Raw genomic sequence first — 12,508 nt, 5'->3', positions numbered from 1 at the left:
GCCTTCATCCGCGTCCTCTGGGTCCGGCTGTTGCCTCGTCAGGATTTGCCGGCGGCCGGCCGCTGCGGCGAGCCTTCGTAAGCGGCGACGATTCGCGCCACGAGTTCGTGGCGGATCACGTCCTCGGCTTTGAAATGAACCTGGGCAATGCCCTCGACGCCGCCCAGGAGGCGGGTCGCCTCGGCCAGGCCCGAGGTCTGGCCGTTCGGCAGGTCGATCTGCGAGGGATCGCCGGTCACGATCATGCGGCTGTTCTCGCCGAGGCGCGTCAAAAACATCTTCATCTGCATCGACGTGGTGTTCTGCGCCTCGTCCAGGATGATGGCGGCGTTGGTGAGGGTGCGGCCGCGCATGAAGGCGAGTGGCGCGATCTCGATCTCGCCGGTCTGGAGCGCGCGCTCGACGATGCGCGCATCCATGAGGTCGTAGAGCGCGTCGTAGATCGGGCGGAGATAAGGATCGACCTTCTCGCGGAGATCACCGGGCAGGAAGCCGAGCCGCTCGCCGGCTTCCACCGCCGGCCGCGACAGGATGATCTTGTCGACCTCCTTGCGCTCGAACAGCTGCGCGGCATGTGCGACCGCGAGCCAGGTCTTGCCGGTGCCGGCCGGGCCGATGCCGAACACGAGCTCGTGGCGCTTCAGCGCGCGGATATAGGAGTCCTGGGCGGCGGTGCGCGCGCGCACCGGACGCTTGCGCAGATTGATGCTGTCGAAGGTCGCCCCTTTGGCCGATTTGGCGTCGAACTCGAACAGCGAGCCTTGCGCGATGACCGCGCGGATCGCGCCCTCGACCTCGCCCTGGTCCAGATCCTGCCCCTTCACGGCCTGCGCGTAGAGCATCTCCAGCACGCGGCGTGCGGCGTCGCAGCCGTCGCGCGTGCCGCCGATCGTGATGTGGTTGCCCTTGGAATCGACGACGACGCCGAGCCGCCGCTCGATCTGCGCCAGATGCTGGCCGTAGGGGCCGACCAGCGCGGAAGCGGCGCGGTTGTCGTCGAAGTCGATGACGACCTGGGTCTCGGGCGGAACTTGCATGTCGCGGTCAAATTTGCGGCTGGGAGCGAGAGAAGACGAATCCGATGCGCTTTTTGGCAAGGGTTCAGGCTCCGATGGCTGGCGATAAAGCGGGCTCGTGCGCCCCACGCGGCGTCACGAGCTCACCGAGAAAGCTGTAGCGTTCGAGGCTGTCGATCCTGACAGGCAGGATGTGTCCGATGATGTCGGGCGAGGCCATCACATGGGCGGGCTGCAGGAATGCGGTGCGGCCGACGATCTGGCCGTCCTTGCGGGCCGGACGCTCGAACAGCACATCGACCGTTGAGCCAATCGCGGCCTTGTTGAAGGCCGATTGCTGGCTGTCGATCAGTTCCTGGATCCGCTCCAATCGCTGGTCCATCTCGGCGGGGGACACCGTCTCCTGCATGTCCGCGGCCGGCGTTCCCGGCCGGGCGGAGTATTTGAACGAATAAGCCGCAGCGTAGCCGATTTGCGTGACAAGCGCGAGGGTGGCGAGAAAATCTTGCTCGTCCTCGCCGGGGAAACCCACGATAAAATCTGATGAAAAAGCAATGTCTTGCCGCGCGGCGCGGAAACGGTCGATGACCCGCCGATAATCATCGGCGGTATGTTTCCGGTTCATGGCCGCCAGAATGCGGTCCGAACCCGATTGCACCGGCAGGTGCACGAACGGCATCAGGGCACCGAGATCGCGATGGGCGGCAATCAGGCTGTCGTCGACGTCGCGGGGGTGGCTGGTCGAATAGCGCAGCCGCGCGATGCCGGGAATTGTCGCCAGATGCTCGAGCAGCCTGCCGAGCGGCCAGGTTTTCCCGTCTGGTCCCTCGCCATGATAGGCGTTGACGTTCTGCCCGATCAGCGTCAGCTCGCGCACGCCGTTGTCGGCGAGCCGCTTCACATCGTCGACGATCTTGGCGACAGGGCGCGAGACTTCCGAGCCGCGCGTGTAGGGCACGACGCAGAAGGTGCAGAACTTGTCGCAACCTTCCTGCACCGTGACGAAAGCGGAAATGCCGCGCGCCCGGATCGCGTCGGGCTTGGGTTGAGCCAGGAAGCCGAACTTGTCCTGGGCCGGAAACTCGGTCTCGATCGCGCGGCCTTCGTTGCCGGCGCGCTTCAGCAGCTCCGGCAGGTGATGATAGCTCTGCGGTCCGACCACGACATCCACGACAGGCGCGCGGCGCACGATCTCCTCGCCCTCGGCCTGCGCGACGCAGCCGGCAACCGCGATCTGCATCGCTCGCCCGCCGCGCGCAGCCTCGTCCTTGGCGACGCGCAATCGGCCCAGCTCCGAATAGACCTTTTCGGACGCCTTCTCGCGGATGTGGCAGGTGTTGAGGATGACGAGGTCGGCGTCTTCAGCGCTGGCCGTCTCAACGAATCCTTCCGGAGCCAGCGTGTCCACCATGCGCTGGGCATCGTAGACGTTCATCTGGCAGCCATATGATTTGATGTGCAGCTTGCGCGGCGGCGTCATGGAACCTGGAATGGAGGTGGAGGACGGCCTTCAAATATAGGTTGGAGGGACGAAAATCCAGCGAATGGAGCCTCTTGAGCCGTTATTCCGGGGCGCGACGCAGTCGCGAACCCGGGATCCGGTAGGTTTTGGGCGAGATTCCGGGTTCACGCCTCCGCGCGTGCTCCGGAATGACCGGGAAGAAGCCCCTCAGCCCGCCAGGACATCCGCGCCGACCCGCCGGACCAACTCCGGCAATTGATGCATGTCGGCAAAGGTCAAGTCAGCGCCGGCCTGACGCAGGGTCTCGGCATGGCCCTCCCCGCAGTGGCTGCCCCCGTAAAAGCCGAACACCGTCATGCCGGCGGCCCGGGCGCCGGCAATTCCGGCCAGGCTGTCCTCGATCACGACACAGCGCTCGGGCGGCAGGCCCATTTCGTTCGCCGCGAACAGGAACAGGTCCGGCGCCGGCTTGCCGTTCCTCACCTGCGAGGCCGAGAAGATATTTGGCGCGAGACGTTCGTAGAGGCCGGTGCTTCCCAGGCTCACGCGCATGCGCTGATGCGAGCCGCTAGAGGCGACGCAGACGGCTTGCGTGACGACATCAAGCACATCGCGAATGCCGCGGATCGCCTCGAGGTCGGCCTCGAACGAGCGGAACAGCTCGTCCTGCAGATCGCCGTGATAGGCCTCGGGCAGCTTGCGGCCAAGCTCGGTCTCGATCTCCAGATTGGCCTGCCGCGTTGAGCGGCCGAGGAAACGTTCGAACACCTGCTCCGAGGTGATCGGATAGCCGTGCCGCGTCAGCACATCGGCATGGGCGCGACAGGAGATCACCTCGCTGTCCACGAGTACACCGTCGCAATCGAAGATGATGAGGTCTATCGGCACTAAGGCATGATCCGGAAAAGTGTGTAGCGGTTTTCCCGCGCAACAAACGCGAAACGCGTTTGCGCGGAGATCATGCCACTCAAGACGTCGGCTTGTCGTCGTCGAGCGGGACGCAATAGAGCTCGAGCCGGTGATCGACCAGCCGGTAGCCGAGCTTGCGGGCGATTTCCGCCTGCAGCTTCTCGATCTCCTCGGAGGTGAACTCGATCACCTTGCCGTCGCGCAGATTGATGAGGTGATCGTGATGGCTGTCGCGCATCTGCTCGTAGCGCGCGCGGCCCTCGCGGAAATCATGGCGCTCGATGATGCCGGCATCCTCGAACAGCTTGACGGTGCGATACACGGTCGAAATCGAGATCTTGTCGTCGACGGCAACGCAGCGACGGTACAGTTCCTCGACATCGGGATGATCGATCGCCTCCGCGAGCACGCGGGCGATGACACGGCGCTGCTCGGTCATGCGCATGCCGGTGGCGGCACAGCGCGCCTCGATGCCGGACGCCTTGGACGCGGAAGAAGGTTTCAGTGCGGTCATAGTTTGTCTGCCTGGCGGGGGCGCTTTCTGCCACCAATGTTACGACAAGTCACGTCGCATCAGAAGGGCGTTCAATTGTTCCCCGTTCGCCTGCTTATAGTAGCGTTCGCGGCGCCCGACCACCACGAATCCGGCCCTCTCGTAGAGTCGCCGCGCCGGCTGGTTATTTTCCTCAACTTCGAGAAATATTGTGCGCACGCCGCGCCCCGCGAGGTGGCCGAGATGGGTCATCAGCAGCGTGCGGGAGAGACCGCGGCCGCGATAGGCCTCGTCCACCGCGATCGAGAGGATTTCCGCTTCATCCGCCCCGATCCGCGACACCGCGAATCCGACGGTCCTGCGGCCGAGGCGCAACCGGTGCACCAGCGTGTTGCGCTCACTGAGCATGCTCTCGAATTCGCCCTCGCCCCAGCCGCGCGCGAAGGAGGCGCCATGAAGCTGCGCTAGCTGAGCGGCGTCACGCACGGATGCGGGCTCGACGGCGGCGGTGCCGCCGCGCCACCATTCCGACAGCCATCTCATCATGGGGTCGCGGCTTGTGCTGCAAATGGCGGCTGTGCCGCCGGCTTGGCATCGGGCGCCTTCAGATAGAACGGCCGCGCCGGATTCGTCGTGGGATCGGCGGCAGCGCCGAGCCATGCGACCCAGCCGATATCGGGCGCGGGCTGCGCGTCGACCGCGACCGGCTGCGGGACATCCTTCGGCCAGCGGTCGGCGAGGATGTTTGCTGCATTGCCGACCAGATGCGGCGGGCCGAATTGCGAGGCCGCGATCGCCTCGTCGATGGGAGCGACGCTCGGCCGCACCAGCTGGCTGCCGTCGCCGGCGACGATCTGGAAATAGACGTGGTCGTGCCGCGCGTCGATTGCAGAGATCACGGGTGCCGATTTGCTCTGGCCGACGATGGCGGCGGCATAGGCCGACAAGGTGGTCAGGCCGATCGCCGGCCGCTCGGCCGCAAGCGCAAGGCCGCGCGCCGCCGAAATGCCGACGCGCAGGCCGGTGAAGCTTCCGGGGCCGATAGTGACCGCGATGCGGTCGAGCGAGGTGAAGGCGAGATTGGCCGATTGCATGACGCGCGCAATCATCGGCATCAGCGCCTCGGCGTGGCCGCGCTTCATCAGAAGCTGCTCCTGCGCAACGAGCTCGGCCGTTTCGGTGTCGAGTACGGCGACGGAGCAGGCGTCGAGCGCGGTATCGATGGCGAGGATCAGCATGGACAAGCGAATGGCGAGTGGTGAATGGCGAACAGTCTAGCGAACCAGTCGCCGATACGCCATTCGTCACGCACGATTTGCAGGCCTCCGATATGACTTACTTCGTAGGGTGGGCAAAGGCGCACTTGCGCCGTGCCCACCACCTTTACCTTATGGCGGAAATGGTGGGCACGCTTCGCTTTGCCCACCCTACGGCACCTACGATGCCGCGCTTACATCGGCCGGACTTCGACCACGTCGGGCACGAAGTGCTTCAGCAGGTTCTGGATGCCGTGCTGGAGGGTCGCGGTCGATGACGGGCAGCCGGAGCAGGCGCCCTTCATGTTAAGATAGACGATGCCGTCCTTGAAGCCGCGGAAGGTGATGTCGCCGCCGTCATTGGCCACCGCCGGCCGCACGCGGGTCTCGATCAGGTCCTTGATCATGTCGACCGTTTCGGCATCGGCCTCGTCGAAGAACTCGTCCTCGTCGTCGAGATCGGCATCGCTGTGCGCTTCGCCTCCGGCGAGCAGCGGCGCGCCGGACATGTAATGCTCCATGATGGCGCCGAGGATCGCGGGCTTGAGCTGCTGCCATTCACCGTTCGCCTTGGTCACGGTGATGAAGTCCGATCCGTAGAACACGCCGGTGACGCCGGGCACCTCGAACAGCTTTTCGGCCAGCGGCGAGCGGGCGGCGGCTTCGCGGCTCGCAAATTCCATCGGGCTGCCGTCGACCACGACGCGGCCCGGAATGAACTTCAGCGTGGCGGGATTGGGGGTGGCTTCGGTTTGAATGAACATGGTTTTCTCCAGACGTCGCCGGTTCAAGGCCGGCGCGTGCTTTATCCACTAGCAGATGGCGACGGAGAACGCACGATCAAGGGGATGTGAGATATTAGTCTATGAATTTCAGAGGGTTGGCTTCGCTTTACCCTCCCCTGGAGGGGGAGGGTCGATCGCGCGCAGCGCGAGCGGGGTGGGGTGATCTCTCAACACGGGCAGTGTGCGAGGTGGACAGACCGTCACCCCACCCCGCTACGCATTCCGCTTCGCTGCATGCGTAGCGACCCTCCCCCTCCAGGGGATGGTAAGAAGAGCAGCAGCCTACGATAGCGAATCCACGCTTTGGTCGCTGAGCGCGCCGGAAATGATGGTCACGGGAATCGGGAAGGTTCCGACCGCGTGGGCCAGCAGCGCGACCAGGGGGCCAGGCCCTTCCGCGCCCGGATTGGCGGCGAGCACCAGCATGGCGATATCAGGGTCCTCGTCGATCACCGCCAGCAGTTGCTCCATCGGCACACCCTCGCGGATCACCCGCTCCGGGGTGATTGCGGCGATGCCGTTGGCGCGGCCGGCGGCACGGTCGAGCGCGGCCTCCGCCGCTTCCTGCGCTTCGGCGCGCATGATGTCGGCGACCCCCAGCCATTCCTGGCTCTGCTGTTCGGGTTCGATGATGCGCAGCATCACTACGCCGCCGCCGGCGCGGATCGCCCAACGGCTGGCATAGTAGACCGCGCGATCCCATTCGGCGGTGTCGTCGACGACGACGAGGCATTTGGGCTTGTGACCCGGCTCGAAGCAAAGGCGCTTGCTGGTCATGCATCTCCCGGCATGTGCACGGCCGGCATGCTGCCACACTCCCGCAGGGTTGGGGAGAGGAGATGCGGCCGGCGCACTGCGCCGACCGTCTCTATCGCCGGCGGATGAAGCCGACGATGTCCTTGGAGAGCTTCATCGTCTCGTCGGCGATGGCGCGGGCCCGGTCGGAACCTTCATTCAGGATCGAATCGATATGGCCGGGGTCGGCGACGAGGCGCTTCATCTCGCCGGCGATCGGCGCCAGCTTGGTGACGCACAGCTCCGCCAGCGCGTTCTTGAAGCTGGAGAACTGGCCGCCGCCGAATTCGCGCAGCACGTCCGCCTTGGGGCGGCCGGAGAGCGCGGCGAAGATGCCGACGAGGTTGTCGGCCTCGGGACGGGCTTCCAGGCCCTTCTCCTCTGACGGCAACGGCTCCGGATCGGTCTTCGCCTTGCGGATCTTCTGCGCGATGGTGTCGGCATCGTCGGTCAGATTGATGCGCGAATTGTCCGACGCATCGGACTTCGACATCTTCTTGGTGCCGTCGCGCAGGCTCATCACCCGCGTCGCGGGGCCCGTGATCAGGGGCTCCGGCAGCGGGAAGAACAGCCCGTCATTGGCCCCGAGGTTGCGGATCGAGTCGCCAAAGTCGTTGTTGAACTTCTGCGCGATGTCGCGCGAGAGCTCGAGATGCTGCTTCTGGTCCTCGCCGACCGGCACATGGGTGGCGCGATAGAGCAGGATGTCGGCCGCCATCAGCACGGGATAGTCGAACAGGCCGACGGAGGCGTTCTCGCGGTCCTTGCCGGCCTTCTCCTTGAACTGGGTCATGCGGCCGAGCCAGCCCATGCGCGCGACGCAGTTGAAGATCCAGGCGAGCTCGGCATGGCCGGAGACCTGGCTCTGGTTGAACACGATGTGCTTCTTGGGATCGATGCCGCTCGCGATGAACGCTGCGGTCACCTCGCGGGTGTTGCGCGCGAGCTCGGCCGGCCCGCCCCAGACGTCCACCCCTTGCGTGATCGCGTGCATGTCGACGACGCAATAGATGCAGTTGTGGGTTTCCTGCATCTTCACGAAGTTGACGATGGCGCCGAGGTAATTGCCGAGATGCAGATTGCCCGTCGGCTGGACGCCCGAAAAGACCCGTTCAACGAATGGCATGGTAAGCCTTCCCATAGGTATTCGGCCGTCGTTTCCAACAGCGGCGCTGCCCCGTCAAGGGCAATTCGCAAGCGCAGCCCGTTCAGACGGGCCGCTTCAAGGCGGCAGCCGCCTCGCGCCACGAGGCCGCGCCCAGGATCTGCAGCAGCAGGCCATAGACCGCGATGCCGGCCCCGATCTGCAGGCCCAGCGCTACGAAGCGGACGAGGCCATGCGCGTCTGAAGGCACAAGGCCCGTGGTCAGCCAGAGCAGGGCGCCCATGACGGCTGCGGCGAGCACGATCCGCGGCAGCCGGTTGCGGGCAGCAGTGTCGACCGAGAAGCCGAACTCCCTGGTGCCCTTCCGAAGCAGCGAGAGCGCGCCACTCCAGGCGCCGGCCGCGATGCTCGCCGCGATCCCGCTGGCGCCAAAGAAATGGCCGAGCAGCACGGCAAGCACGACCGCGACCGCAATGCCTATGGCGGTGGCCCTGAGCGGCGTCATCGTGTCGCTGCGGGCATAGAAGGCCGGCGACAGCGCCTTGATCAGCACATGGGCCGGCAGACCCAGTGCCAGCCACATCAGCGCGTGCGCGGTCGCCATGCTGTCCCCGGCGCCGAAAGCGCCATGCTCGAACAACAGCCGCACGATCGGCTCGGCCAGCACGATCAGGCCGAGCATGGCGGGGAGTGCCAGCCCGGTCGCAAGCTCCAGCGCGCGCGATTGTGCATGCGCCACCGTATCACGGTCGCCGCCACTCACCGCGCGCGTCAGCTCCGGCACCAGCACGGTGCCCATGGCGACGCCGACGATGCCGAGCGGCAGCTCGATCAGGCGGTTGGCGAAATAGAGCCAGGACACCGCGGACGGCGTCGCCGATGCGATGATCGCGCCCGCGACCATCAGCCATTGCGGTCCCGAGCTTGCGATCATGCCGGGGATCGCCTTGGCGAAGAAGCTGCGCATCTCCTTGTCGAAACTGACGCGCAGAGGCGTGGCAAGGCGCGCACTGCGCTGCGACAGCAGCATCAGGAGTTGCAGCAAGCCGGCGATGCCAACGGTGGCCGCCAGCAGCCACGCGGCGAAGCCGGCGTCGGCGTGCCAGACCAGGAGCAAAGCGATCGCGGCGATCAGCGCGATGTTGAACAGCAGCGGCGAGAACGCGGTGAGCGCAAATCGCCCTTGCGCATTCAGCAGGCCCATCAGCACGGTGACGGGACCGGCGAAGGCGAGATAAGGCAGCATCAGCCGCGCGTTCTGGACCGCGAGATCGAGCGTGCCGGTACCGAGAAAGCCGGGCGCGATGACCGTCATGATCAGCGGCATCAGCACGGCAATGCCGAGCGAGATCGCAATCAGCGCCGCACTGACCGTGCCGAGCACGCGTCCGGCGAACGCCGCCGCAGCCGCCGGGCCGTCGCGGTCACGGATGCGCAGCCAGGCCGGGACCAACGCCGCGTTCAGCGCGCCTTCGCTGAGCAGGCGGCGCACCACATTGACCAGCTGGAAGGCAGCCAGGAATGCATCCGCCACGGCGCCGGTGCCGAGCAGCGCCGCGATCAGGGAATCGCGGGCAAAGCCCAGCAGCCGCGAGGCCAGTGTTCCCGTCGAGACGGTCAGGAAGGAGCGGATCATCGGCTCTTTATCATACCGTTGCTTGCTCGCGCAGGCCCGGTCGTGATAGGCCGCGAGCCAGATTTCGGGATGACAGGAAGCGGATTTCCGCAGGGATCGCAATCCGCCAAACAGGATCAAGGTGAATGGCTGACGTGAAATATGACGTTCTCGGGATCGGCAACGCGCTGTTCGACGTGCTGGTCAGGACCGACGAGGCCTTTTTGGCCAAGCACGGCATGACCAAGGGCAGCATGTCCCTGATCGACGAGGCTCGCGCCGCCGCCATTTACAAGGACATGGGTCCGGCGACGGAGGTCTCGGGCGGCTCGGCGGCCAACACCATCGTCGGCATCGGCAGCCTGGGGGCGCGCGCCGCCTATGTCGGCAAGGTCAAGGATGACCAGATCGGCAAGCTCTATGTCCATGACATCCGCGCTGCCGGCGTCGCCTTCAACACGCCCGCCGCGCAGGACGGCCCCGCCACCGGCTGTTCCTACATCCTGGTCACCGGTGACGGCGAGCGCACCATGAACACCTATCTCGGCGCCGCGCAGGATCTTTCGCCCGCCGACATCGATCCGGCCGAGATCGCCGGCGCCGGCATCGTCTATCTCGAGGGTTATCTCTGGGACCCCAAGAACGCCAAGGACGCCTTCGTCAAGGCGGCCAAGATCGCCCATGATGCCAAGCGCAAGGTGGCGCTGACGCTGTCGGATTCCTTCTGCGTCGACCGCTATCGCGACGAGTTTCTCGCGCTGATGCGCAACGGCACCGTCGACATCGTCTTTGCCAACGAATCCGAGCTGCATTCGCTCTACATGACCTCGGATTTCGACACCGCCCTGAAGCAGCTGCGCAACGACGTCAATCTCGGCGTGGTCACCCGCAGCGAGAAGGGCTGCGTCGTGGTGACACCGACCGACGCCGTCGCAGCCCCGGCCTCGCCGGTCACGAAACTGGTGGACACGACCGGCGCCGGCGATCTCTTCGCAGCGGGCTTCCTCTACGGCCTTTCACGTAACCTCGCGCACAAGCAGTGCGGCGAGCTCGGCGCGCTCGCGGCCGCCGAAGTGATCCAGCACATCGGTGCGCGTCCGCTTGTGTCGCTGAGGGAGCTGGCCCAGCAGCGCGGGCTGACGGTTTAGGGAAGTCGCGCACCAGCCTCGCTGTCATCGCCCGGCTCGACCGGGCGATCCAGTATTCCAGAGGCGGTTGTGATTGAATCGAGAAGCCGCAGTGTACTGGATTCCCCGCTTGCGCGGGGAATGACAGCCGTCGTGCGGAAAGGGTACTCAGTCCCTCACGCTGTCTTCGCCGCTTTCAGTCCCAGCCGCTCCTCAACGGCATCGCGCATCACGAATTTCTGGATCTTGCCCGTGACCGTCATCGGGAATTCATCGACGAACTCGACGTAGCGCGGGATCTTGTTGTGGGCGATCTGGCCGTCGCAGAAGGCGCGGACCTCCTCAGCCGTCAGCGTCTCGCCCGGCCTGACGCGGATCCAGGCGCAGAGCTCCTCGCCGTAGCGGGTGTCGGCGACGCCAAAGATCTGCACGTCCTGGATCTTGGGGTGACGGTATAAAAACTCCTCGATCTCGCGCGGGTAAAGGTTCTCGCCACCGCGGATCACCATGTCCTTGATGCGGCCGACGATGTTGCAATAGCCGGCGGCATCGATGGTGGCGAGGTCGCCGGTGTGCATCCAGCCATTGGCGTCGAGCACGTCGGACGTTTTTTCCTTCTCCTCCCAATAGCCGAGCATGACGCTATAGCCGCGGGTGCAGAGCTCGCCGCGTTCGCCCCGCTTCACGATCCTGCCTTCGAGATCGACGACCTTGACCTCGACGTGCGGGTGAATGCGGCCGACCGTGGAGACGCGCCGTTCGAGCGGATCGTCAGTCGCGCTCTGGAAGCTCACCGGGCTGGTCTCGGTCATGCCATAGGCGATGGTGACCTCGCGCATGTTCATCTCGGTGTTGACGCGCTTCATCACCTCGATCGGGCAGGGCGCGCCGGCCATGATGCCGGTGCGCAGTGATTTCAAATTGAAATTCTTGAATTCGGGGTGATCGAGCTCCGCGATGAACATGGTCGGCACGCCATACAGCGCGGTGCATTTCTCCTGCTCGACCGCACGCAGCGTCGCGAGCGGATCAAAGCCCTCGCCCGGGTAGACCATGGTTGTGCCGAGCGTGACCGAGGCAAGGTTGCCCATCACCATGCCGAAGCAATGATAGAGCGGCACCGGAATGCAGATGCGATCCTGCTCCGTCAGCCGCATCGCGCGTCCCGTGAAATAGCCGTTGTTGAGGATATTGTGGTGGGTCAGCGTGACGCCCTTTGGCGATCCCGTGGTGCCGCTGGTGAACTGGATGTTGACGGGGTCGTCGAACTGGAGCGCAGCACCGAGCGCGGCAAGTTTTTCGCGATGCTCCGCTCGGCCCATGCGCGCGACCTCCTCGAACGCGACAGTGCCTGAGGCCGCCGGGCCGCCGATCTGGATCACCATCCGCAAGGCCGGCAGTCGCGCCGCTTGCAACTGTCCGGGCTTTGCGCCCGCCAGCTCCGGCAACAGCGTGTTGAGCATGTCCATGTAGTTGCTGGTCTTGAACGCGGTTGCCGTGACGATTGCAGCGCAGCCGACCTTCTTCAGGGCGAATTCGAGCTCGCTGAGGCGGTAGGCCGGATTGATCGTCACCAGGATCAGGCCAGCTTTGGCGGCGGCGAATTGGGTCAGCGTCCATTCCGGCCGGTTCAGCGACCAGATGCCGATCCGCTCCCCGCGTTCGAGCCCGAGCGCGAGAAAGCCGGCGGCGAGCGCGTCGACCCGCTCGGCGAATTCCCGCCAGTTCCATCTGACGCCGTGGCTGGGCGAGACCAATGCCTCGCGATCGCCCCAGCGCCGCACGGCGCGGTCGAGGCTGCGGCCAATGGTGTCGCCGAGCAGCGGCGTGTCCGAGATGCCGCAAACGTAGCTGTCGGCTTTATCTGCCAGATCGTCCGCCAAGTTCGTCTCCTCAAAGCTGGTGCCTCGTGCCCGAAGCTGAGCTTTCGAGCACGAGGTTATCC

12 protein-coding genes are annotated in these 12,508 nt (G+C 65.3%); 1 reads left to right on the top strand and 11 read right to left on the bottom strand.

Annotated features, from left to right (window positions below):
* Nucleotides 1–38: 38 nt before the first annotated feature.
* From GGD62_RS11225 to murJ, 10 genes are all read right to left on the bottom strand, one after another.
* The gene (locus GGD62_RS11225) at nucleotides 39–1,037 is read right to left on the bottom strand and encodes a PhoH family protein (RefSeq protein ID WP_018319427.1); all 999 of its coding nucleotides are present in this window, start codon (nucleotides 1,035–1,037) and stop codon (nucleotides 39–41) included.
* A gap of 64 nt (nucleotides 1,038–1,101) precedes the next feature.
* Complete coding sequence (miaB, locus tag GGD62_RS11220; protein ID WP_018319428.1) at nucleotides 1,102–2,496, bottom strand: tRNA (N6-isopentenyl adenosine(37)-C2)-methylthiotransferase MiaB; 1,395 nt, start codon at nucleotides 2,494–2,496, stop codon at nucleotides 1,102–1,104.
* Nucleotides 2,497–2,685: 189 nt separating this feature from the next.
* A complete protein-coding gene (locus tag GGD62_RS11215) occupies nucleotides 2,686–3,366 on the bottom strand; it encodes an HAD family hydrolase (protein WP_183708494.1) in 681 nt (226 codons plus the stop codon).
* Between the two features lie 79 nt (nucleotides 3,367–3,445).
* Nucleotides 3,446–3,901 carry a Fur family transcriptional regulator gene (locus GGD62_RS11210; protein WP_018319430.1) on the bottom strand — a complete coding sequence of 152 codons (456 nt, stop codon included), beginning with the start codon at nucleotides 3,899–3,901 and terminating at the stop codon, nucleotides 3,446–3,448.
* 39 nt (nucleotides 3,902–3,940) lie between these two features.
* Nucleotides 3,941–4,426, bottom strand: coding sequence for a ribosomal protein S18-alanine N-acetyltransferase (rimI, locus tag GGD62_RS11205; RefSeq protein WP_183708492.1), 486 nt, complete (start codon nucleotides 4,424–4,426; stop codon nucleotides 3,941–3,943).
* Entirely contained in the window at nucleotides 4,423–5,118 is a 696-nt protein-coding gene (gene tsaB, locus GGD62_RS11200) for a tRNA (adenosine(37)-N6)-threonylcarbamoyltransferase complex dimerization subunit type 1 TsaB (RefSeq protein WP_183708784.1), read from the bottom strand. Before tsaB ends, rimI begins: the two co-directional genes overlap by 4 nt.
* Before the next feature lie 212 nt (nucleotides 5,119–5,330).
* Nucleotides 5,331–5,900: a NifU family protein gene (locus tag GGD62_RS11195; RefSeq protein ID WP_018319433.1), complete on the bottom strand. Its 570-nt coding sequence runs from the start codon at nucleotides 5,898–5,900 to the stop codon at nucleotides 5,331–5,333.
* Nucleotides 5,901–6,203: 303 nt separating this feature from the next.
* Nucleotides 6,204–6,698 carry a universal stress protein gene (locus GGD62_RS11190; RefSeq protein WP_026202179.1) on the bottom strand — a complete coding sequence of 165 codons (495 nt, stop codon included), beginning with the start codon at nucleotides 6,696–6,698 and terminating at the stop codon, nucleotides 6,204–6,206.
* A 91-nt stretch (nucleotides 6,699–6,789) separates the two neighbouring features.
* Nucleotides 6,790–7,842 (bottom strand): tryptophan--tRNA ligase, encoded by a 1,053-nt coding sequence (trpS, locus tag GGD62_RS11185; protein ID WP_018319435.1) that lies wholly within the window; start codon nucleotides 7,840–7,842, stop codon nucleotides 6,790–6,792.
* A gap of 82 nt (nucleotides 7,843–7,924) precedes the next feature.
* Nucleotides 7,925–9,457, bottom strand: a complete 1,533-nt coding sequence (gene murJ / locus GGD62_RS11180; RefSeq protein WP_183708490.1) for a murein biosynthesis integral membrane protein MurJ — start codon at nucleotides 9,455–9,457, stop codon at nucleotides 7,925–7,927.
* Between the two features lie 125 nt (nucleotides 9,458–9,582).
* Here murJ and GGD62_RS11175 point away from each other — a divergent pair, with 125 nt between their 5' ends.
* The gene (locus tag GGD62_RS11175) at nucleotides 9,583–10,584 is read left to right on the top strand and encodes an adenosine kinase (RefSeq protein ID WP_183708488.1); all 1,002 of its coding nucleotides are present in this window, start codon (nucleotides 9,583–9,585) and stop codon (nucleotides 10,582–10,584) included.
* A 155-nt stretch (nucleotides 10,585–10,739) separates the two neighbouring features.
* Here the strand turns inward: GGD62_RS11175 and GGD62_RS11170 are convergent, their stop codons facing one another.
* The gene (locus tag GGD62_RS11170) at nucleotides 10,740–12,434 is read right to left on the bottom strand and encodes an AMP-binding protein (protein ID WP_183708782.1); all 1,695 of its coding nucleotides are present in this window, start codon (nucleotides 12,432–12,434) and stop codon (nucleotides 10,740–10,742) included.
* Nucleotides 12,435–12,508: the final 74 nt, after the last annotated feature.

It is taken from the genome of Bradyrhizobium sp. ERR14, from assembly GCF_014198235.1.
In the GTDB taxonomy this organism is placed as follows: domain Bacteria; phylum Pseudomonadota; class Alphaproteobacteria; order Rhizobiales; family Xanthobacteraceae; genus Bradyrhizobium.
Note: the sequence above shows the minus strand (reverse complement) of the source record. Positions and strands in the feature narration are given on the sequence as shown.